A 21,415-nucleotide genomic window follows, 5' to 3' on the forward strand; every position below is an offset into this window, starting at 1 on the left:
GCGAACCTCGCCGACCACCGCGCCGGCGGGCGGTCGGGGCGGCATGGGCGAGGTCTGGCAAGGTCGGTGGCGTGCAGCCCCGATGGCCGCCTGGTGGCCACCAGCCACGTCGAGTCCGGCTTGCGAAACGCCGATACCGTCGTGCCGGGCGACGACGAGCGGGGGTGTCGCGGTGTATCTCATGGTGTACGTCACGCGTTGCCGAACCATGTTCTCCCCGTTGCGGTCGTGACGATATGGGCGCCGCCGTTTCCGATCCGGTATCGGAAGGCTCACGGAGAGTGCGACGACGGGCGTCCGACGACATCACCGTTGCCTCGGGGTCGTCGTCCTCGACGAGCGCACATCCCGGCACCCGGCCGCGGAACGACGCGAGCGTGCGCGGATCGGCACCGTCGTCGGCGACGTGCGGAACGTGCGTACTCACAATCGGAACCTCGGATCGGGCCTCGTCCGGGTCCGGGTGGACCCGGACCTCCGGCGGGCGGGCTTGGAGCCCACCCACGGTCGCCGGACACGGCCGGACCGCGGTGGCAGGCAAGCCGGACACGCCCTGCTCGTGCACGATTGCGAGCCCACTCCAAGCCCACGAACCCGGTGCGGTTGTCGGTCACTCGCGTCCCGGAGACATCTCGCCCACGGCCGTCGTCGGTGATCCGGACGGGTCCGATCGCACGAGAACGGCGTCCGTGCCCGCATGGGATTCGGGTACGGACGCCGTCCTCGTGGACGCCTGCGCTCAACGTCGGGTGCGGACGAAGATGATGCGATACAGGATCAGCAGGATCAGCGATCCGCCGATCGCCGCACCCCAGGTCTTGAGATCGAAGAAGTGCTTCTCGAAGGGGCGGTCGAAGACCTCGGCGGCGATCCACCCGCCCAGGGCCGCGCCGGCGACGCCGATCAGCATGGTGATCAGACACCCACCGGGATCACGTCCCGGGAGCAGGAGCTTGGCGATGACTCCCGCGATGAGGCCGAGAATGATCCACGCGAGGATGCCCACGGTGTGTCCTGCCCTTCGAAGACGACGGCGAAGCGGTGCCACTCGGGCCCGGGCGGCACCGCGAATCGGCGGGCCGGCCAGGGGACGAACCGCCGACCGACGCGGGTCGCTACGCCTTTGTTCCGCGAACGGGGGCTGCCGCGCGGGCCGCGCGTACCCACCGTCCGACCAACCCGCTACTGCCCTGTTCGGCGAACGGTATGCCGGCGGGTCCGCGCGTGTGGGAGCCCACGGAAGCGGGCCCGGGCCGCGGACGAGGCCGGCCGCCGTGCGAGCGGCCCGCGCCGGACGCGGCCCCCGGGTCCGGCACGGCACATGTGGCCGGTGTTCCGCGCGCGTACGGTGGAAGGCGAACGGGCTCGGGGCTTCACCAACGAAGGGTGGTGGCCATGGGCGCGTCCACGAGCCATCGAGCCGACGGCAACATGGACGGCGGGACGAACGACCGGGCCGGCCGGCAGCCGCGGGCAGGGGCGACGCGCCACCGTATTCCCCCCGACGCCGTTCCGGACCTCGATCCGACCGATGGTTCCGCCGCGCGTTCCACCGCCGCCGCACCCGGCCCCGGCCCGGCCGACGGCCCGGGCCTCACCGACGATGTCGGCTCGGGAACCGGCGAGGACGCGGCGGCGCCCGTCCGGGCCGGCCGGGCCGACCGGCATGTGGATTTCCACGCGGTGTACGAGGCGCTGCCGACCGGGGTGGCACTGCTGACGCCGGAGCTGGTCTATGTGGAGGCGAACCCCGCGTACCTGCTCCTGGCCAGGCGCCGACGCGAGGAGCTCATCGGCCGGTACATCTTCGACGCGTTCCCGGACAATCCCCACGACCGGTCGGCGACCGGCACGCGCAATCTCGCCGCGTCGCTGCGCCGGGTGGCGACCACCGGACAGCGCGACGCGATGGCCATACAGCGGTACGACACGCAGCCGCCCGGCGAGCCCGGCGTGTGGGACGAGCGGTACTGGAGCATTCTCAACGTCCCGGTCCTCGACTCCGGCGGCCGGGTGCAGTGGGTGCTGCACCGGGTCGAGGAGGTCACCGAACTCCTACGAGCCAAGAGCGGGAGCCACGAAAGCCCCGCGAGCTTCATGGAGGCGGAGCTGTACCACCGCGCCCGGGAGCTCCAGGACGTCAACGAACGCCTGCGCGGGGCCTATGCCCGCGAACGCGAAGTGGCGCTCGTCCTGCAAAGCGCCATGCTGCCCGCGCCGTCGCCGCACGCCGGGCTCGCCGCCGCGGCGGTGCGGTACCGCCCCGCACAGGGGGCGCTGAACGTGTGCGGCGACTGGTACGACCTGGTGGACCTGCCCCGGGGACGCACCGCCGTCGCGGTCGGCGACGTGGTCGGACACGGCCTGAAGGCCGCGGCCGTCATGGGTCAGCTCCGCAGCGCCCTCACCGCGACCCTGCGCATCGCCGACGGGCCCGCCCACGCCCTGGAGGCGCTCGGGCTGCACGCGCGCTCGGTGCCCGGCGCGGAGTCCGCGACCGCGGTGGCCGTGATCGTCGACCCGGCGCGCCGCAGTCTCCTCTACAGCAGTGCGGGGCACCTCCCGCCCGCACTGCTCGGCCCCGACGGCTCGGTCACTTTCCTCGACCGGGCCACCGATCCGCCGCTCGGCGCCCACCCCGAACACCTGCCGCGCCCCCAGGCGGCGATCGGGTACCCCACCGGAGCGACCCTGGTCCTGTACACCGACGGCCTGGTCGAACGCCGCAGCGAAGACATCGACGCATCCCTCACCCGTCTCGCCCACGCCCTCGCACGCCACCGCACCCTCGCCCCCGAGTCCCTGGCCGACGCGCTCCTCGCCGACCTCCTCCCGCCCGACGGCGCCACCGACGACACCGCCCTGATGATCCTGCCGCTGTAGCAACCGCCGCCGTAGCCGGCACCGCGCCCGGCGCCCGGCGAGCATCACGCCCGTCGGCGCGAGCCGCGCAGGGCCGAGCCGCAGCGGGGTGCTCCGTTTCGCCCGGCGCGTGGGCGCGGGAGAATCCCGGGCATGGCCGATATCGCGAACACCCCGCCGGGCACCTATGACGATCTCGTGCTCGTCCTGCGCGAACGGGAGGCGGGACTGACCAGGTCGCAGCGGTTGCTCGCGGATCGTGTCATGGCGGACCCCGAGGGGGTGGCGTTCATGACGGTGTCCGATCTGGCGTCGGCGGTGGGGGTCAACGAGGCGACGGTCGTGCGCTTCGCCACGAGTGTGGGGCTGAGGGGGTATCCCGGGCTCACCGAGCTGTGTCGGGAACGTTTGCGCGAACAGGCCCAGCTTCTGCGCCGTTACGACAACCTCGAACGTCTCGCCGAGGGCGGGGATCTGCTGGATCGCGTCGCCGCGTTCGACACGGCCAACATCGCCCGCACGTTCGCACGGGTGGATCCCGAGACCTGGCGGGGAGCGGTGCGCGCACTGGCCGAAGCGCCGCGTGTGCACGTGATGGGGCTGCGCAAGTGCCATGGTCCGGCCTACCTGCTCGCGTATCTGCTGCGGATGATGCACGACGACGTCGAGACCGTCGACCTGGGAGCGGGCACGCTCATCGACAGCCTGCGTCGGGTGCGCGCGGGCGATTGTTTCGTGGCCATCTCGATCCACCGCTACAGCGCCGAGATCGTCCGGGCCGCCGCGTGGGCGCGCAAACGCGGGGCGCGGAGCGTGGCGCTGACCGACAACCCCGCGTCCCCGCTGGCGGCTTCGGGAGAGTACGTCCTATACGTCGATGCAGCGGGGCCGTCGGTATTGCGTTCGATGACCGCCTTCACGTCGCTGATCCAGGCACTCGCCGCGGGCGTCGCCGAACTCCGGGGTCCGCAGGCACGCGCCATCCTGTTGGAGGAGGAGGGGCTGCTCCGGGACTTCGACGTGTACGGCGGGCGGTAGGGGCGTGTGAGCCGCGCGTGATCCACTGGCCGCCTCGTCCGTGGTCATCGCGGGCTCGCGGTGGGCGTGGTGAGCCCGGTGAGGGCGTCGCGCAGATGTTCCAGCGACGCGGCGACCCAGGGCAGGGCCAGCGGATCGTCGCTGTGCAGGGTCTGCCATCGCTCCGCGTCGGTGTCGCCGTAGAGCAGGCTCGTCGCGACCCGGAACCGCAGCGCGCCGGCGCGGTCGCCGAACGCCTCCCCGGTCAGTACGCCGACGCCGTGTCGCTCCAGGAGCGCCGTCGACACGGCGGCTCCGTCGTGGATGCCTTGCGCCGCGAGGTTCCGGCGCAGCGGCTCGAGGTCCGGATACAGGTAGAACCCGGCCTCCGGGGGCCGGCACAGGGCCCCGGCGGCGGTGAACCGGGCGTGCACGGCGCGGGCGACGACGTCGTGGAGGGCACGGGCGGCCCGGACATGGGCGAGGATCTCCGGCGGGTCGCCCAGGATGTGGGTCGCGACGGCCTGCATCGGTGCGGCCAGACCGGACCAGATCTCGCTGGCCACCCCGATCAGGTCCGCGCGCAGGCGGTCTCCCCACTCCCCGTCGGGTACTCGGGCGAAGCCGATCCGCCAACCGCCCAGCGCCATCGACTTGCTCAGACCCGAGGTGACCACGGTCCGTTCCGGGAGGTGTCGCGCCGCTCGCGGTGCCTCCCGGTCCGCGTGGCACAGTTCCGCGTAGATCTCGTCCGAGACGACCGCGAGCCCGAATCGCTCGGCGATCGCGCAGACGTCGCGGACGTGCTCGGCACGGGCCACCGTCCCGGTCGGGTTGTCCGGCACGGTCAGGATCAGGATGCCGGGGTCGGCGCCGTCGGCCCGGGCGTCCTTCAGGGCCTGTTCCAGCAGCGCGGGGTCGGGTACGCCGCCGGCCTCTTCGGGAATGGGCACACCGATCACCCGCTTGCCCGCCAGGGCGGCCTGCGCCGCGTAGGTCACCCACGCCGGGCACGGAAGGACCACGTCCCCGGGAATGGCCGTGAGCAACGCGTACAACAGTGCCTTGCTTCCGGGCGCGAACAGGATCCGGTCGGCGTCGGTCGGCAGACCACGCCGCGAGAACCACCCCGCGGCGGCCTCCCGGGCCTCGACCGAACCGGCGACCGGACCGTAGCCGTTCCGGCCGGCGGCACCGGCGAGCACCTCGGTGACGGCCGGCGGCACCGGCAACCCCGCTTCGCCGAAGCCCAGATGCAGGACCTTCTCACCCGCGGCCCGACGGGCCCGCAGCCGTTCGTCGATGGCGAGGGTCGCCGAATGATTCGTCATGGTCCATCACTTCCCCGAGATCGGAACCTTTCTGCAACAAGCGTTGCATCCAACCAAAGAATGCAAAAGAGGGTGCATGAAATCGATCCCGAACAGCCACCCGATCATCACGCCCGGAGGCCGTGACGGGGCGAGTGGGCGCAAGTCCCGGTCGCGGGCCGGCCGTTCGTCGCGACCTCGTTGCCTCGCGAAGTGTGCGAGCGGGAAACGCACGACGGCTGCGGGATTGACGGAGGTTGCGTGTATCGTCGCCGCCGTGCTCGGCCGTCAGGGCCGAACGGCCTTTGCGGGATCGCCGATTGCGGCTGGTCCCGGCCGTGGACAGCGTGCCCTCGAGTGTGGGCCACACGCGAGTCCGCCGAAGAAGTCACGAAGACGGGGGAAGAGTTTTGCGCGCAGTCATCGCTGCGACCGTCGCTCTTGCGGGGTCGTTTGTTGTGGTCGGTTGTTCGAGTGACGACGGTGGTGGAGGGTCGTCGAAGCACACCGTCGTGTACGAAGTGGCCGGCCGGGGGCCGGTCGACGTGCGGTACAGCATCGACGACCCGAACTCCGACGGGGAGGAGGCCAAGGCCGTCCCGTCCGGATGGACGAAGAGCATCGAGGTGAGCACGCCCGAGACGCTCATGCACATGACCGTCTACGCCTCCGCGTCGGAGGCGCCCGAGGAGACGGTCACGTGCCGGGTACGTCTGGACGGCAAGGTCGTCGACGAGAAGACGCTCAAACGGGGTGAGACATCCCAGGCCTTGCAGTGCGAGGCCGATTTGTCGAAGCGGTGATCCGGGTGAGGAGCAAGGCCCGCTCGACCGGGACCCGAACCGCCGGAAACCGTAGATCCGCGACCCGCGCGCGCCGTGGCGCGTCGGTCGCCGCCGCCGTGTTGGCGGCCATCGCCGTGGCAGGCTGCTCGGACGGGAACGGCGGCGGGGCGAAGGCGTCCGGTACGCCCCCGCCGGTGGCACCGTCCGCGACGGCGGGCCCCGACACCGCGGCATCCACGCCGCCGTCGGACGCGCGGGAGTCGACACCGGCCGCGAGTGGAAGCCCGAGGGCGTCCTCGCGACCGGGCACCACCGGCGCGCCGTCGTCCCGGCCGACGACCACGAAACCGCGCACCTCGGCCCCGGCCGAGGGTGGCGCCGGCGCGGCGTTCCAGGGCACCTGGTACGTGCCCGTGCGGCGTGGGGACGGCGCGCTGGGTGTGCTGACCGTCGACGGGACGGCGGTGTCACTGACGGCGGGCTCGACGAAGTGCTCGGGAACGTTGTCCGCGACCGCGAGCGTGACGTTGAACTGCCAGGGGATGACGGCCCGTGGCAAAGCCGTGGTGAGCGGCAACGGGAAGACGCTCACCTTCGACTGGACGGAAGGCGAGAGCGACTCGTTCGTCCGCACGAAGCCGGCGTAGCACCCGCACATCCGACGATGGCCCGTGGCCGGGACGCTGCCCACGCGTCCCGGCCCGGGAACCCGGCACCGGCGACGAAGTCCTCGGCATCGTTGCGATCGGGCCGAATCCGGCGGCGCGAGGGTCAGCCTGCCGCGTGCGGATCGTGTCCCGGCGGATGGAAGCAGGCGATCACCGCCTTGCCGTGCGGAACGGGGTGGGTCTCCCACTCGTCGGCGACCGCGTCGACGATGGCCAGACCGCGCCCCGACGTCGCCGGCGTGTCGCCCTCCCCGCGTACGACGGGCAGGCCGGGGCCGGTGTCACTGACGTAGACGTTCAGGCATCGGTTGTCCCAGGCCAGGACGAGGTGGGCGGTGCTGTGCGCGTGCACGTGGGCATTGGTGATCAGTTCCGAGACGGTGAGCAGGACGTCGTCCACCGTCTCGGGTGCGTCTTTCGTCCAGGGCAGGGACCTGAGGTGGTCCCGGGTCCAGCGTCGTCCCGCCTCGATGCCTCCGGAGACGGGGAAGGATCGCGCCCACCCCACGGCACGCATGTCCGCCATGTCGTTCCCTCCTCTTCACGGCCGACGGTCACGGCCGACGGCCGCCGGAGGGCGTCTGCCCTGGACGGTCCGACCCACGCCTGCCCGGCCGCCGTGAGCCGTCCGAGGGGAACACCACCGCGCCTCGGAGTCGATTCCCTCCCGTCAGGTGATCTGGATTCCCACCACGCAGGTGTCGTCGTCGGTGTCGGCTCGGCTGTGCGTGAGGATCCGGTCGAGCCGGTCGTCCAAGGTCGGTGCGGGCGCGCAGGCGGTGGTCAGGAGCTGATCCAGGGACGTTTCGAGGGAGTGGTCGCGGCGTTCGATCAGGCCGTCCGTGAAGAGCAACAACGCGTCGTCGAGTTCGAAGCGGATCTCCCCCTCGACATACGTGGCCTCGGCGAAGGCGCCCAGGAGGGGCCCGGCGAGCAGGGGCAGGTAGTGGGCGGTGTCGTCGCGAATGCACATGGGAGGCAGGTGGCCGGCGCGGGCCCAGCGCATGATGCGGGTGCTCGGGTCGTACAGCGCGCAGATCGCGGTCGCGGTGACGTCGTTGGTGAGGTGGTGGGTGACGGTGTTGAGCCAGGTGAGGAGCTGGGCGGGGCCGGCACCGGTGATCGCCAGGCCGCGCAGTGCGTTGCGTAGCACGATCATGCTGGTGGCGGCGTCGATGCCGTGGCCGGCCACGTCACCGACGCACAGCAGGATCCGTTCGGACGGCAGGACGAGGGTGTCGTACCAGTCTCCGCCGACGGCGGTGTCGGATTCGGCCGGCCGATAGCGGACGGCGACGTGCAGGCCGTCGACGTTCGGCGGGGCGTGCGTGGGCGGCATGATGGCGTGCTGCAACTGGCGGGCGAGGCGGTTGCGTTCGCCGGACTCCTGTTCGCTGTGCGCGAGGCGGTCGCGGGTCGCCGCGAGGGCCACCTCGGTCCAGTGCTGGGCGGAGACGTCCTGGTAGGCGCCGCGGATCGCCAACAGTTGCTCGTCCGTGCCCAGGACGGGTTCGGCGACGATGCGAATGCGTCGGGTGACCCCGTCGGAGCGTTCCATGCGGAAGGAGACCGTGGCGTGCCGGCGGCGGTCCACCAGGGTGCGCAGGAAGCGGGTGAGCGCGGCGGCGTCGTCGGGGTGCGCGTGCTCGGGCAGGTCCGTCAGGGCGACCGGTGGTGCCGTGGGAGGGAGGCCGTGAAGCGCGAACAGCGAGTCGTTCCAGGTGATCACGCCGGTGGTGAGATCCTCCTCGAAGCCGCCGATGCGGCCCAGGCGCTGGGCGTGCTGGAGCAGACGCGCGAGTCGGGCGGACTCGCGTTCGATGCGCCAGACGAGCAGGATGGCGTTCGCGTGGCGGCTGACGGCGACGTCGGCGATCGCATCGAGGCGGACCTGGTCCACGAGGGCGGTGAGGGTGAGGCTTTCGGCCCGGTAGGACTCGCCTGTGGCGTAGACGCGTTCGACGATGTCGTACAGGCCTCCGGCCGTGGCGGCGAGGGGATACGCCTCGAGGAGGAGTGCGCCGTTGATCAGGTTGGCGGGGCGTCCCGCGGGGTCGAGGAAGCGGCCGTTGAGGTGCTGGACGCGGAAGTCGACCAGTTGGCCGTCCTGATCGAGCCAGGGCGCGAGGACCAGCGCGGGGTCGTGGAGGCAGTTCGCGATTTCCACGAGATCAACGGTGGCGGCGTGCGCCGTATCGGTGTCCCCGGGGGCCGGGTGTGCCTCGAGGGTGTGCGCGCACAGTTCGGCCAGGGCCTCGATCTGGCGTCGCACGCGCGCGGGTTGCTCGGGCAGGGGGTGCGGCCAGCAGATCTCCAGGATGCCGTGGACCCGGCCGCCGGTGCCGGCCGGCGTGGCGGAGCGGGCGCCGGTGAGGTGGTGTTGACCGATGGAGGGGATCTGCGCCTGGGACAACGCGGGGGTCCACGTCCAGGCGAGGTCGGCCAGGGCTTGGCGGGCGATGGTCACCACTCCGGGCGGAACGTGCCTCCAGCGGGCCGCCTCGTGGTCGGTGAAGCCGGCGCTGCCGGCGAGGGTGAGGGAGGAGTCGGGCGCGACGGCCCAGACCGCGACGGCGGTCGCCCCCAGCGGCGCGAGGGCGTGTTCGAGGAGGGACTGGGCGACGGCCTGTGTGTCGCCGGCGGCACACGCGCCGCTTTCCGCGGTACGCAGACGCACGCTCACGGGTCCGGCGTCGCGGGGCGCCCCCGGTGGCGGTGTGGCGGTCTCGGTGACGAAGTCGCAGGCGGCTTCGGTGAGGCGGTCGGCCGCGGTGCGGTCGACGATGTCGGCGGCGAGCTCCATCCGGGTCACGCCGGACTGCTCGGCCAGGGTGGCGAGTTGCCGGGCCGCTTCGGTGGGGCCGCAGCGCAGGCGTTCGATCAGGATGCCTTTGGCCAGCTCGATCAGGGCTCGGCCGTCGGCGGCGGCGTGCGCGGCCTGGATCTCGCGCCTCAGGCGTTCGACGGTCGCCGCGAGTCGGCCCACCGCGGACGCGGTGTCGAGTGGGGTCCGCGGGGTCGACTCCGGTGCGGGGGTCGCGGCATCGTGGCCGGCGCCGTTCGCGCCGGAGGCGGGGTCGGACGGTGGGGTGCCGGGGGCGGAGGCGCGACCCCCGTCCCGGAACGGTGCCGCGGCGGGCTCGCCGACGTGCGCGCGGGCGTCCGCGGCGGGGGCCTCCGCGTCGTGCGCCGCCGGCTCGCGAGGGGGCGGGATGTTGCTCATCGAGGTGTTCGCTCCCGAGGTGGTGGCGGTAGGGGCGCCGGTGGGGCGGTTGTCTCAGGAGTGCACGAGGTAGCGTCGCAGGACGGCGAGCAGGTCGTCGGTGTCGACGGGCTTGGTGACGTAGTCGCTGGCTCCCGCGGCCAGGCTCTTGTCGCGGTCGCCGGGCATGGCCTTGGCGGTGACGACGATGATCGGCAGGTCGGCGTAGCGGGGCATGCGTCGGATCTCGGTGGTGGCCGTGTAGCCGTCCATTTCGGGCATCATCACGTCCATCAGGACGAGATCCACCTCGGGATGGGCGACGAGGGTGGCGATGCCCTCGCGGCCGTTCTCGGCGTGCAGGACGTTGACGGCGTGCAGTTCGAGGATGCCGCTGAGCGCGTAGAGATTGCGGGCGTCGTCGTCGACGACCAGGACGGTGCGGCCGGTGAACGAGCCGTCGACGGCCGGTGCCGTGTGCTGGGTGCGTCCGGTGGCGTGGACCAGGGGCAGTACGTCGCCGGGTTGTTCCGCGGACAGGTGCAGCGCGATGCGTTCGCGGAGTTCGTCCAGTCCGGACAGCAGTTCCAGGGGTTTGCTGTCCGCGCGGGCCTGGAGTGCGCGGGCCTGTTCCTGGGGCAGTCGACGGCTGTTGTGCGCCAGCACGGGCACGTTCGCCGAGGCGGAGTCGGCGTCGAGGGCGTCGAGCAGGATCAGTGCCTGGCCGTCGGGCATGTCCAGGTCCAGTACCACGCAGTGGCAGGGCGCCGTGGCGAGCGTACCGGCGGCCTCCTGGGCGTCCACGACGGTCAGTACGTCCACGCCCGGGCCGGCGCCGCCGTCGTGGCCACCGGCGGCGATGTCGGCGACGGCGCTTTGCGCGACCAGGCTCAGCAGGCCGTGCGGTCGCTCCTCGACCACGAGTACGCGGCGCTTCGCCGGCGGCGCGGCGTGCTCGAGCGGCCGTCGTTCCAGGGGGTCGGCGTCGGGGGCGAAGGGGGCGACGGGCTGCTCGTCGGTCGCCGAGGAGGTGGTGGTGGAGACCGTGTGCACGACGGGGAGGTACAGGGTGAACGTACTGCCCTGTCCGGGCGTGCTGTCGGCGATGATGGCGCCGCCGAGGAGGTGGGCGATCTCGCGGCTGATGGACAGGCCCAGGCCGGTCCCGCCGTATTTGCGGCTCGTGGTGCCGTCGGCCTGTTGGAACGCGCCGAAGATCGTCTCGAGTTGGTGTTCGGCGATGCCCACCCCGGTGTCGCGCACATGGAAGGCCACGACCGCGCCGCCGAGGTGTACGCCCTGCGGGATCTCGTGGCCGCCCGCCGTTTCGATGTGCAGGGCGATCCGGCCGCGGTCGGTGAACTTGACCGCGTTGGACAGCAGGTTGCGCAGGATCTGCCGCAGTCGCGAGTCGTCGGTGAGCAGGTCGGTCGGCACGCCGGGGCCGGTGGTGATGTCGAAGGACAGACTCTTCTGCGTGGTCATGGGCCGGAACGTCGCCTCGACGTAGTCGAGGAGTCGCCGCACGGACACGCGTTCGGTGTGCACGTCCATCTTGCCGGCCTCGACCTTGGACAGGTCCAGGATGTCGTTGATCAACTGCAGCAGGTCGGAGCCCGCGGAGTGGATGATGCCCGCGTACTCCACCTGCTTGGGGCTGAGGTTGCGGGTGGGGTTCTGCGCCAGGAGTTGCGCGAGGATGAGCAGACTGTTCAACGGCGTGCGCAGTTCGTGGCTCATGTTCGCCAGGAACTCCGACTTGTACTTCGACGCGAGTGTCAACTGGCGCGCCCGGTCCTCGAGTTCCTGCCGGGCCTGTTCGATCTGCAGGTTCTTGGCCTCGATGTCGCGGTTTTGCGACGCGAGCAGCGCGGCCTTGTCCTCGAGTTCCTCGTTGGAGTGCTGGAGTTCCTCCTGTTGGTGTTGCAATTCCTCCGACCTCGCCCGCAGTTCGCCGGCCAGGCGCTGGGACTCGGCGAGGAGTTCGTCGGTGCGCGCGTTGGCGACGATGGTGTTCACGTTGACGCCGACGTTCTCCATGAGCTGGTCGAGGAAGCCGCGGTGGACCGGTGTGAACGCGGTGATCGAGGCGAGTTCGATGACCCCGAGCACCTGCTCCTCCACCACGATGGGCAACACGATCAGCGCCGTGGGTGCGGTGCGACCCAGCCCGGAGGAGACCACGTAGTCGGCCGGGATGTCGTCCACGGCGATGGTGTGCCTGCTGCGGGCGGCCTGACCCACCAGGGTCCGGCCCAGCGGGATGCCCGACGCGTGGGCGTCGTCCAGGCCGATGCCGTACGAACCGATCAGGCGCAGCACCGTTCCCGATCCGGTCTCCTCCGCGAGGTAGAAGGCGCCGTACTGCGCGGAGACCAGCGGGGTGAGCTCGTCCATCACCAGTTCGGCGACGACCGCCAGGTCGCGGTGGCCCTGCATGAGCGCGGACACCCGCGCCAGGTTCGTCTTGAGCCAGTCCTGTTCCTCGTTGGCGAGCGTGGTCTCGCGCAGCGAACCCACCATCGCGTTGATGTTGTCCTTGAGTTCGGCGACCTCGCCGGAGGCGTCGACGGTGATCGAACGGGTCAGGTCTCCCTCGGCGACGGCACTGGCCACCTCCGCGATGGCGCGTACCTGACGGGTGAGGTTGCCGGCGAGTTCGTTGACGTTCTCGGTGAGCCGCTTCCAGGTCCCGGAGACGCCCTCGACCTCGGCTTGTCCGCCGAGGCGGCCCTCGCTGCCGACCTCGCGGGCCACCCGGGTGACCTCGGCGGCGAAGGACGAGAGCTGGTCGACCATGGTGTTGATGGTCGTCTTCAGTTCCAGGATCTCGCCGCGCGCGTCGACGTCGATCTTCTTCGACAGGTCGCCGTTGGCGACCGCGGTGGTGACCAGCGCGATGTTGCGGACCTGCCCGGTGAGGTTGTTCGCCATCGAGTTGACGTTGTCGGTGAGGTCCTTCCAGGTGCCGGCCACGTTCGGGACCCGGGCCTGGCCTCCCAGGATGCCCTCGGTACCGACCTCGCGGGCCACCCGGGTGACCTCGTCGGCGAACGCGGAGAGCGTGTCGACCATGGTGTTGATGACCTCGGCGAGGGCGGCGACCTCGCCCTTGGCCTCGACCGTGATCTTGCGGGAGAGGTCGCCGCGCGCGACGGCGGTGGCGACCTGGGCGATGGAGCGCACCTGTCCGGTCAGGTTGGACGCCATGACGTTGACGTTGTCGGTGAGGTCCTTCCAGGTTCCGGAGGCGCCGCGGACCGTGGCCTGTCCCCCGAGGTTGCCCTCGGTGCCGACCTCGCGGGCCACCCGGGTGACCTCGTCCGCGAACGCCGAGAGCTGATCGACCATCGTATTGATGGTCTCCTTCAACTCCAGGATCTCGCCGCGCGCGTCCACCCGGATCTTCTGCGACAGGTCGCCCTGTGCGACGGCGGTGGTCACCTGGGCGATGGAACGCACCTGCGCGGTGAGGTTGTCCGCCATGACGTTGACGGACTCGGTCAGGTCCTTCCAGGTGCCGGAGACGCCCTTGACGTCGGCCTGCCCGCCCAGCCGCCCGTCGGTGCCCACCTCGCGGGCCACCCGGGTGACCTCGTCCGCGAACGCCGAGAGCTGATCGACCATCGTATTGATGGTGTTCTTCAACTCCAGGATCTCGCCGCGCGCGTCCACCCGGACCTTCTGCGACAGGTCGCCCTGCGCCACCGCGGTGGCGACCTGGGCGATGGACCGCACCTGGGAGGTGAGGTTCCCGGCCATGAAGTTCACCGAGTCCGTCAGGTCGCGCCAGGTGCCGGAGACGCCCTTGACGTCGGCCTGCCCACCCAGCCGCCCGTCGGTGCCCACCTCGCGGGCCACCCGGGTGACCTCGTCCGCGAACGCCGAGAGCTGATCGACCATCGTATTGATGGTGTTCTTCAACTCCAGGATCTCGCCGCGCGCGTCGACGGTGATCTTCTGTGACAGGTCGCCCAACGCGACCGCGGTCGTCACCTGCGCGACGTTGCGCACCTGGTCCGTGAGGTTCCCGGCCATGAAGTTCACCGAGTCCGTCAGGTCGCGCCAGACCCCGCCGACACCGGGGACCTGCGCCTGCCCGCCCAGCCGACCCTCGCTGCCCACCTCGCGGGCCACCCGGGTGACCTCGTCCGCGAACGCCGAGAGCTGATCGACCATCGTGTTGACGGTGTTCTTCAACTCCAGGATCTCGCCGCGCGCGTCCACGTCGATCTTCTGCGACAGGTCGCCGCGCGCCACGGCGGTGGCGACCTGGGCGATGTCGCGGACCTGCGTGGTCAGATTGCCCGCCATCGCGTTGACGGAATCGGTCAGATCCGCCCATGTCCCGGACACCCCGGGCACGCCGGCCTGCCCGCCCAGGGTGCCCTCCGACCCCACCTCCCGGGCCACCCGGGTGACTTCCGAGGTGAACAACGCCAACTGGTCGACCATGCCGTTGAACACCCCGGCGATCTCGCCGAGGAGACCATCGCCGTCGTCGGGCAACCGGGTGCCGAAATCGCCGTCGCGAACGGCGGTCAATCCGGCCAGGAGTTGCCGCAGTTCCGCGTTGCCGACGACGTCCGTCTTGCGCCGCGCCCGCGCACGCGGGGCGGGAACCTCACCGGTGTCCGCAGTATCGGTCATGAAATCGCAACCTCGTCTCGGTCCCCGGTGACCCGGCCCCACACCGGACATCCGCGCACTGTTCGCCTTTGATCCGCGACGCCGCGGCCCATCGGCAAATACACCGAATGTTATCCGAGGCGTGGTGCGTCGAAGTCGATGATCGCCTCTGTCGCGGCTCCCGTTCCGCCGAGCAGAACCGTCGAGAGTTCGCTGCCCGCCATCCACCGACCCAGGGCCCGCCGGTCGAGGGTCACGATGTCCTGGGCCCCGGCGAGCCGACGGGCGGGCGCCGTGAACCTGGAGTTCGTGACGAGCACCGCGACGTCGGCATGGTGTACCGGCCGGGCGGTTCCCACGAAGCGTTGCATGTCCGGACTGCCCACGGCGCGTGTCCTACCGAGTCGCTTGCATTGGACGACGAGGCTGCGCCCGTCGGGGAGCCGGGCGACGACATCCGCCCCCAGGTCGCCCGCGCCACCGCTGACCACCACGTCGGCGCACCCGTCACGACGACACAACTCCGCGACGTGTTCCTCGAATCGGGCTCCGGTCATGGCGTCCACGGCGGCGAAGGACACCGCCCCCGGTCGCGCGATCGCCCGTGTCCGCGGCGCCCATCGCCGCCGTTCGGATCGAACCGCCGGCCGGAGCCGACCACACGCGTACAACACGCCGATCACCGTCACGGCGACGACCACGATCGCCGCCAACAGGTCCCACTCCCGTCGCACACCGCAATACGCCGCGACGACACACACGGAAGGCGCGAGCCACCAGAACACGCGGTCGAATCGCACGAATCCACCGATTCGCGCCTCCCGACCGGTGCCGCGCCCGAGCCGTCCCGGGCCGAACTCGGCCACCGCATCGTCGACCGTGGGACGTATCGTGCCCAAGTCCGCTCCCTCTTCCCCGACCCAAGCCGCGGACTCCGCCACAACGGACCATCCGGCGTCCCGCGTTCCCACCTCGAAGCCGCTCCGCACCCGGCCGGTGCGTACCCTGCCGGGCACGCAACTCGCCGATGGGCGGGCGACGTTCAAGCTTCCCTGACGCTGCCCTCGATCGCCGGTTCCAACCCCCGCGTTCGGCCGGCCATTGCCGTGCGTTCGCGTCGGCCGGGTCGGCGGCGGGGCGAGAGGTCGAAGGCGGCTGTCAGCGGCTTGCGGCGAAGCCGCCGGCGCCCGGGACGGGCCGGGGCGGGTCGCCGGGCAGCGCGGGGTGCGCGCCTCCCGGTGGCGTGGTCGCGTACAGCGCGACGGTCAGCGTCCTTAGGCCGCTCAGGCGCTGCTCCCCCTCCTCCGCCACGTCCTGCGGCAGGCCGGTGATCAGGTCTTTGGCGAGGAGGGGTTCCGCGGCGTGGATGTGTGCGCGGACGGTCTTGGTGGCGATCCCCAGGCGTGCCGCCGTCGCGTCGGCGTTGAACTCGGTGAGCACCCAGGTTCGCAGGGTACGGATGAGGTCGCGTCGATCGTCCGCCAGCGGCCGCAGCGTCCGGTCCGCCCAGCCACGGACCTGGGGATGGGAGAGAACGCCGTGCAGTGACACCTCCGAGCCCTGCCCGGGGGGCGTCGAGGGGAGTGTGCCGACGATCTGGATTGCCAGGGACAGCGTGATGCGGTCGAGCGTGCGGTCCGGGTCGATCCCGATCTCGGCGCACACGTGGTTGACCCGCCGGGCGATCGTGTTGCGGTGCACGCCGATGATCCGGGCCGCCGCCGACGTCCGGAACTCCAGTGCCATCGCGGTGGCTTCCAGGATCTGCTGCCCGGCTCGCGGCAGGCTCAGGATCGGCTCCAGGAACCCGGCGGCCCACGCGCGGGCGGCGTCCGGCAGGACGTCCACCAGGCCGGGGGTGCGGGACGAGGTGATGACCGTGCGCTCCGGGTGGTGCACCGCACGGGACAGGGCGTCGGCCGCTTCCCCGTAGGCGTCGCCGACTCCTTCCAGCGGATGCACCGGGCTGCCTCCGACCGCGACGTCCGCGGTGCCGAACGCCTGGCGCAGGGCCCGAAGTTCGCGTTCCGCGTCGGTGCCGGGGTGTTCGGGGACGACGACGATGACGTGCTCGTGGTAGGCGGGGCAGCGGATGGCCAGTGCTCGGTCGTGGAGGCTGCGTTCCACCTCGGCCATGACGGTGTCGCGGTCTGCGCGTGCGCAGTCCACCACGAAGACCCGGGCGGACTCGCTGTCCAGGAGCCCGGGGGTGACGCCGGCCATGACCCGTCGCGCGTGGGTGGTGCTGCCGGTCATCAGGAGTTGGAAGGCGGAGAGCCGGATGCCGCGGACGGCGGTGGTCAGGGCCGTGTCGGTCTGCCGGGGCCGGGGCGCCAGGGCGAACGTCAGTGCCGTGGCCGCGTGCTGGACGATCTCCCGGTCCGCCCGCCCGGCGGGCTCCTTGGTCGCGACGATCAGGACCTGGTCGGCCGACAGGTGGACGGTGCCGGCGAACAGGCCGGCCGGCGTCGTCTGCAAGGGGCGGTCCGGCCGTTGGATGACCGAGGCCAGCGTGAGCGGGGCGGCCGGTGGCACCGCGGCGAGGATGCCGTCCGCGCCGCGTACGACGACTTCCGCGTCCAACTCGTCGGCCAGGAGCCGACTGATCGCCCCGACGGCGTCGTGGCAGGTCTTGAGCTGCCCGATCAGTTCCGCCAATCTGGCGGCGTGCCGCCGGGCCCGGTCCGCGCCGAGGTCCAGGACGCTCTGCGCGAGGCCGGATCGCCACGCGGAGAGCGGGCGCGTGGAGGTGAGCAGCGGGAAGCCGCGGTGCTCCGCGGCTCGCCGGAGCGCGGCGATGGAGGCTTCGTCGGGGGCTTCCGCGACCGCGATCCCGGCCGCCCCACCCGCGGCGAGGGTCGCCAGCAGCCGGTCCACGACCTGGAGGTTCGCGGCGTTGGCGACGATCAGGGCGTTCGCGATGTCCGCGCCGATCCACTCGCGGCCGGACAGGATGAGGGCGCGGTGCACCTCCCGATCCGCGCCGACCACCGGATTCAGCCCGAACTCGGGAATCGCACTCAAGTCACGCAGGGACAACATGTCCTGCGGTCACCCCTTTCAGACCGGAACCGGAATCAGTGTCCACGACGGGTTCGCCGTCGCCTCGCGCGGGCGGCCCGCCGGCGCCGCGTCCGTCGTCGGGCGCGAACAGTACGCCCAGGTGCGCCGGGCACCGCCGGAACGGGCCGGGCCTGCCGGAGATCGCCGGAGTGGGTGTGGCCAGGTCCCACAGGGCGTCGACGACCGTTTCGATCGCCGCTTCGGCGATGGTGGAGGCCACCGCCCGCGCGGGGCATCGATGGGGGCCGGCCGACCACGCCAGGTGGCTGCGGTCCCGGGGCCGCGGCATGCCGGGCCGAGCCGGGGCCGGGCCGGTGGCGGCGTGGCCGATCAGGATCGGCACCCCGGCGGGTATCGCGACCCCGTGCAGGGTGGTGGGCCGCCGCGCGTAGTGCACCGACGCGTTCACCACCGGGCACCGGGTCGCCAGGGTGGCGTCCATCGCGTCGCGGATCGTCACCGCGCCGCCGACGAGTTCGCCGGCATAGGCCGGTTCGGTGAGCAGCGCGTGCAGCGTGGTCCCGATCCAGGCGGCCGTGGACGTGGCGCCCAACAGCACCATCGAGCGCAGCAGCAGTTCGGCCTCCCGGTCGCCGAGCGCCGCCGGATGCGCCAACATCCACGACGTCACGTCGGCACCGGGCCGGGCTCGCTTGGCCGCGACCACTTCGCCCAGCGCACGGTTGAGTTCCCCGGATGCCTCGGCCGCCTCCGGCAGCGCGTCGACCACGGGCCAGGCGTACGCACGGACACGGTCGGCGATCTCCGCCGTGCCGCCGAGCAGCTCGACCAGGGTGTGGACGGCGACGCGTTCGGCGAACTCGGCCATCGGGTCCGCGTGTCCGCGGTGGGCGAAGGCCTTGACGAGTTCCCGTGCGTAGCGCTGGACACCGCGCCGGACGGAGTGCAGATCGACGCAGGCCAGGCAGTCGTCCACGACCCGCCGCAACCGCCGGTGCTCCTCGGCGTCGGTGTGCTGGAGACCGCCGGCGTACATGAGCGCGAGTCCGGGCGGGACGCGGTCGCGCGCCAGGGCCTCCCACGTGCCCGGGTCCCTGGTGTACGCCGGGTCGCCGAGGAGTTCCCGGGCGGCGGCGTGGTCGGTGACCACGAGGACCCGTACGCCGTCGGCGACTTCGGCCCACGCCACCGGTCCGGCGGCGCGCAGTGATCCGTGGGCCGCTTCGGGGCGTTCACGAAACGCCGTGCCGAACAACCGTGGCACGGCGGCGGCTTGCTGGTCCCGGTCGGTCATCGGGCGCGGCTCCCTGCGGGTCGGAGGATGTCGGAGACCAGCGCGACCAGGGCGCGCTTCGCCGAGTGCATGGTGCGGGCGTCGATGAAGACGAGAGGGCGGTCGCCGGGGAGGGTCAGTGCGTCGCGCAGCACGTCCTCGGGGTATTCGGGGGCTCCGGGGAAGGTGTTGACGGCCACGACGTACGGCAGTTCGGCCTCCTCGAGGAGGTCGATCGACTCGTAGGACCGGTCGATGTACCGGGTGTCGACGAGCGCCAGCCCGCCCAGGGCACCGGTCAGCAGCGAACGGATCATCGCGGCGAAGCGCGGCTGCCCGGGTGCGCCGAACAGGTAGACCACGATGTCGCCGTCGCCGAGCGTGCGCCGCCCGAAGTCCATGGCCACCGTGGTCGTCGACTTCGTGTCCACCGCCACGTCGTCCACCAGTTCGCCGGCACGCGTCAGTCGCTCCTCGGTGTGCAGCGGACGCATCTCCGAGAGCGTCGCCACGTAGGTGGTCTTGCCGACACCGAACGCCCCCAGGACCACGACCTTCACCGATCGTGCCCTGGCGGGCAGGTATCCGCGGTCAGAGACGCTGGAGGCCATGCAGAACCCTTTCGAGGAAGTCCCGGTCGTGCGGCTGCGCGAGCGGCGTGAAGGGGTCCGCGGCGCGTACGTGGCCGCTGACGACCAGGTCCACGACGACGGCACGCGCCACGGCCCCCGGAAGCTCCAGATGCGCGGAGACGTCCGCCACCGACAACACCCCCGGCACCAACAGGGCGACCACGCGGCGCGCTTGGACGCCGAGTCCGGTCACCGGGGCCGTGGGGTCCACCGACAGCAGCGTCGCCACGTCGATGCGGGGGCGTTCGCCCTCCGGTGCCACCGCTTCCGCGCGGATGACCGTGTGCGAGCGGACGACGCCGCGGCGCGTGTGGCCGCTACCGCCCGCGCCGGAGGTCATGTCCGGGCGGGTGCCTGGCGGTCCCGGGCGGCCAGGAACGGTCCCAGGGCCTTGATGAGTTTGAGCGATTTCGACAGTGCCAACTGCACGTTCCGGCTGATCGAGTCGCCTTCGACGGCGACGCCCAGGCCGCTGTTGCGGCCTGCCGCGAGCAATAGGACCGTGTACCGCGTGAAGTCCATGATCTGATAGCGCATCAAGAGGTTGTCCGGCGTGGTTCGGCAACAGTCGGCGAAGGTGTCCTGCAGGGAGGCCACGCCGGCGAACGCCGCGCAGGACCGCTCGGCCTCGTCACGGCCCAGGCCGTCGGTGGCCGCCGGCGCCAGCCCGTCGGTCGAGAACAGCACGGCGGAGACGACGCCCTCCCCGAGGAGCGCATTGAGTTGCGGGCGCAGGTCGGCCGTGTCGGCCGTGGCGTGCGGGTACTCGGACATCACGTGCTCCAACCTTCGTTGACGCTGTCGCTTCGGTCGTACTCGGCCGCCAGGACACCCCTGAGCCGAGCGAACCCCTCGGTGAACGCCTCGGCGTCGGCCACCTCCTCCTGTCGCGGCGCCGGGTCCCCGCGCGCCGCGCGCCGCGGCTGCCGCTTGGGCAGCCCGTACGCGGTCAACTCCGGTCCGGCGGGCGTTTCACCCGCCGTGCCGGACGGGGACGTCGCCGGGGACACCGCGGTGGGGACGTCGGTCCCGCCACCCGTCTCGGCCGTGCGCTGCCGAGCCGCGGGCAACTCGGCGATGTACGGCTGAACCGCGGGGAGTTCGGCGGCGTACGGCTGAACCGCGGGCAACTCGGCCGGGTACTGGTGAGCCGCGGGCAACTCGGCCGGAGCCGCGTTCGGTTCGGCCGCGTACGCCCGACCCGCGGGCAGTTCGGCCGGGGACGGCGCGGCGGCGGGCGGCGGTTCCTGTTCCACTGCCATGGGTGGGTACCGCGTTTCCTCCGGTCCGTCCACGACGAGATGCCCGGTGGGGATCAGCAGGTCGGCCCGGACACCGCCGGAGTCCGTCGGCCCGCCGGGCCGGGCCGTCGTCAGGAACCGGGCGGGCGGCAGCGCCGACAGCGGCAGACCGGGTACGCGTTCGTCTGCGCGCACACGCGCTCGGAGACGACGACGGTCTGCGGCGCGGCAACCGGGACGCGATCACCGGTCGTCTCGTCGACCCGGTAGACGGCCAAGGTCATCCGGCGGGGTCGCGGTTGCCCGGGCCAACGGGACTCCGGTGCGCTGGTCATCGACATCACCAGGCCCTTCGGCGCTACAGGCCCGCGGGGTGGATCGCGAGCACCGTGCAGCCCACTGTGGACTGCGGAAAGTGCACCGAGCCCGGGGTACCCACGATGACGCTGCCCTCGCCGTACTCGGCGTGTCCGTCCAGGAAGACGCCCTCGGTGACGATCAGGATCTCCGGCTGGGCATGGGCGTCCTTCCCGAAGGCGGCGCCCGGCGCGAAGTTCAGCTCCATGACGACCGACGGGTCCTCGGTGCTGCCTTCCTTCAGCACACGGGCGACGATCCCGTCGGCGACCGTCGACGGCGGCGTGTCCTGGATCGAGGTCACCCGGAATCCTGACTGCATGATCGTCCCTTCCGTTGCACGGCACACATCTCGACCGCCCGGAACCCGGTCTCGGTCCGGTCGGCGGTGATGAGCACGCTAGAGGGACGCGCG

The 21,415-nt window shown here is 71.8% G+C and carries 17 protein-coding genes; 4 read left to right on the forward strand and 13 right to left on the reverse strand.

Going from position 1 to position 21,415, the window contains the following annotated elements; translation table 11 throughout:
* Positions 1 to 739 precede the first annotated feature (739 nt).
* Positions 740 to 1,006, reverse strand: coding sequence for a GlsB/YeaQ/YmgE family stress response membrane protein (locus OG948_RS41090; RefSeq protein ID WP_331770073.1), 267 nt, complete (start codon positions 1,004 to 1,006; stop codon positions 740 to 742).
* 389 nt (positions 1,007 to 1,395) lie between these two features.
* Here OG948_RS41090 and OG948_RS41095 point away from each other — a divergent pair, with 389 nt between their 5' ends.
* Together OG948_RS41095 and OG948_RS41100 are read left to right on the forward strand one after the other, a co-directional pair.
* Positions 1,396 to 2,883, forward strand: a complete 1,488-nt coding sequence (locus OG948_RS41095; RefSeq protein ID WP_331770074.1) for a SpoIIE family protein phosphatase — start codon at positions 1,396 to 1,398, stop codon at positions 2,881 to 2,883.
* A gap of 132 nt (positions 2,884 to 3,015) precedes the next feature.
* Positions 3,016 to 3,900: a MurR/RpiR family transcriptional regulator gene (locus tag OG948_RS41100; RefSeq protein WP_331770075.1), complete on the forward strand. Its 885-nt coding sequence runs from the start codon at positions 3,016 to 3,018 to the stop codon at positions 3,898 to 3,900.
* 44 nt (positions 3,901 to 3,944) lie between these two features.
* Here the strand turns inward: OG948_RS41100 and OG948_RS41105 are convergent, their stop codons facing one another.
* Complete coding sequence (locus tag OG948_RS41105; RefSeq protein ID WP_331770076.1) at positions 3,945 to 5,210, reverse strand: pyridoxal phosphate-dependent aminotransferase; 1,266 nt, start codon at positions 5,208 to 5,210, stop codon at positions 3,945 to 3,947.
* Between the two features lie 491 nt (positions 5,211 to 5,701).
* On the opposite strand from OG948_RS41105, the gene OG948_RS41110 reads away from it, so the two are divergent.
* Both OG948_RS41110 and OG948_RS41115 read left to right on the forward strand, forming a co-directional pair.
* Positions 5,702 to 5,992 (forward strand): hypothetical protein, encoded by a 291-nt coding sequence (locus OG948_RS41110; RefSeq protein WP_331770077.1) that lies wholly within the window; start codon positions 5,702 to 5,704, stop codon positions 5,990 to 5,992.
* A gap of 5 nt (positions 5,993 to 5,997) precedes the next feature.
* The gene (locus tag OG948_RS41115; RefSeq protein WP_331770078.1) at positions 5,998 to 6,621 is read left to right on the forward strand and encodes a hypothetical protein; all 624 of its coding nucleotides are present in this window, start codon (positions 5,998 to 6,000) and stop codon (positions 6,619 to 6,621) included.
* 124 nt (positions 6,622 to 6,745) lie between these two features.
* Here the strand turns inward: OG948_RS41115 and OG948_RS41120 are convergent, their stop codons facing one another.
* From OG948_RS41120 to OG948_RS41170, 11 genes are all read right to left on the reverse strand, one after another.
* Entirely contained in the window at positions 6,746 to 7,168 is a 423-nt protein-coding gene (locus tag OG948_RS41120; RefSeq protein WP_331770079.1) for an ATP-binding protein, read from the reverse strand.
* A gap of 144 nt (positions 7,169 to 7,312) precedes the next feature.
* Positions 7,313 to 9,865 (reverse strand): SpoIIE family protein phosphatase, encoded by a 2,553-nt coding sequence (locus tag OG948_RS41125; RefSeq protein ID WP_331770080.1) that lies wholly within the window; start codon positions 9,863 to 9,865, stop codon positions 7,313 to 7,315.
* A gap of 54 nt (positions 9,866 to 9,919) precedes the next feature.
* Complete coding sequence (locus tag OG948_RS41130) at positions 9,920 to 14,494, reverse strand: HAMP domain-containing protein (protein ID WP_331770081.1); 4,575 nt, start codon at positions 14,492 to 14,494, stop codon at positions 9,920 to 9,922.
* Between the two features lie 110 nt (positions 14,495 to 14,604).
* Complete coding sequence (locus OG948_RS41135; RefSeq protein WP_331770082.1) at positions 14,605 to 15,372, reverse strand: restriction endonuclease; 768 nt, start codon at positions 15,370 to 15,372, stop codon at positions 14,605 to 14,607.
* 259 nt (positions 15,373 to 15,631) lie between these two features.
* Positions 15,632 to 17,497: a helix-turn-helix domain-containing protein gene (locus tag OG948_RS41140; protein WP_406300570.1), complete on the reverse strand. Its 1,866-nt coding sequence runs from the start codon at positions 17,495 to 17,497 to the stop codon at positions 15,632 to 15,634.
* A gap of 1 nt (position 17,498) precedes the next feature.
* Positions 17,499 to 18,791 carry a cytochrome P450 gene (locus OG948_RS41145; RefSeq protein WP_331770084.1) on the reverse strand — a complete coding sequence of 431 codons (1,293 nt, stop codon included), beginning with the start codon at positions 18,789 to 18,791 and terminating at the stop codon, positions 17,499 to 17,501.
* Complete coding sequence (locus OG948_RS41150; RefSeq protein ID WP_331770085.1) at positions 18,788 to 19,381, reverse strand: ATP/GTP-binding protein; 594 nt, start codon at positions 19,379 to 19,381, stop codon at positions 18,788 to 18,790. Before OG948_RS41150 ends, OG948_RS41145 begins: the two co-directional genes overlap by 4 nt.
* Positions 19,362 to 19,742: a DUF742 domain-containing protein gene (locus tag OG948_RS41155; protein WP_331770086.1), complete on the reverse strand. Its 381-nt coding sequence runs from the start codon at positions 19,740 to 19,742 to the stop codon at positions 19,362 to 19,364. The genes OG948_RS41150 and OG948_RS41155 overlap by 20 nt, the downstream gene beginning before the upstream one ends.
* Positions 19,739 to 20,176, reverse strand: coding sequence for a roadblock/LC7 domain-containing protein (locus tag OG948_RS41160; RefSeq protein WP_331770087.1), 438 nt, complete (start codon positions 20,174 to 20,176; stop codon positions 19,739 to 19,741). Before OG948_RS41160 ends, OG948_RS41155 begins: the two co-directional genes overlap by 4 nt.
* On the reverse strand, positions 20,176 to 20,838 hold the full coding sequence (locus OG948_RS41165; RefSeq protein ID WP_331770088.1) for a hypothetical protein: 663 nt from the start codon (positions 20,836 to 20,838) through the stop codon (positions 20,176 to 20,178). Before OG948_RS41165 ends, OG948_RS41160 begins: the two co-directional genes overlap by 1 nt.
* A gap of 163 nt (positions 20,839 to 21,001) precedes the next feature.
* Positions 21,002 to 21,322: a cupin domain-containing protein gene (locus OG948_RS41170; RefSeq protein WP_331770089.1), complete on the reverse strand. Its 321-nt coding sequence runs from the start codon at positions 21,320 to 21,322 to the stop codon at positions 21,002 to 21,004.
* Positions 21,323 to 21,415 lie beyond the last annotated feature (93 nt).

It is taken from the genome of Embleya sp. NBC_00888, from assembly GCF_045207655.1.
In the GTDB taxonomy this organism is placed as follows: domain Bacteria; phylum Actinomycetota; class Actinomycetes; order Streptomycetales; family Streptomycetaceae; genus Embleya.

What these genes read in the sequence shown, in the direction of transcription:
- OG948_RS41095 (WP_331770074.1), top strand. Translation starts at nt 1,396, where the DNA reads ATGGGCGCGTCCACGAGCCATCGAGCCGACGGCAACATGGACGGCGGG.
- OG948_RS41100 (WP_331770075.1), top strand. Translation starts at nt 3,016, where the DNA reads ATGGCCGATATCGCGAACACCCCGCCGGGCACCTATGACGATCTCGTG.
- OG948_RS41105 (WP_331770076.1), bottom strand. Translation starts at nt 5,210, where the DNA reads ATGACGAATCATTCGGCGACCCTCGCCATCGACGAACGGCTGCGGGCC.
- OG948_RS41120 (WP_331770079.1), bottom strand. Translation starts at nt 7,168, where the DNA reads ATGGCGGACATGCGTGCCGTGGGGTGGGCGCGATCCTTCCCCGTCTCC.
- OG948_RS41125 (WP_331770080.1), bottom strand. Translation starts at nt 9,865, where the DNA reads ATGAGCAACATCCCGCCCCCTCGCGAGCCGGCGGCGCACGACGCGGAG.
- OG948_RS41130 (WP_331770081.1), bottom strand. Translation starts at nt 14,494, where the DNA reads ATGACCGATACTGCGGACACCGGTGAGGTTCCCGCCCCGCGTGCGCGG.
- OG948_RS41145 (WP_331770084.1), bottom strand. Translation starts at nt 18,791, where the DNA reads ATGACCGACCGGGACCAGCAAGCCGCCGCCGTGCCACGGTTGTTCGGC.
- OG948_RS41150 (WP_331770085.1), bottom strand. Translation starts at nt 19,381, where the DNA reads ATGGCCTCCAGCGTCTCTGACCGCGGATACCTGCCCGCCAGGGCACGA.
- OG948_RS41155 (WP_331770086.1), bottom strand. Translation starts at nt 19,742, where the DNA reads ATGACCTCCGGCGCGGGCGGTAGCGGCCACACGCGCCGCGGCGTCGTC.
- OG948_RS41160 (WP_331770087.1), bottom strand. Translation starts at nt 20,176, where the DNA reads ATGTCCGAGTACCCGCACGCCACGGCCGACACGGCCGACCTGCGCCCG.
- OG948_RS41170 (WP_331770089.1), bottom strand. Translation starts at nt 21,322, where the DNA reads ATGCAGTCAGGATTCCGGGTGACCTCGATCCAGGACACGCCGCCGTCG.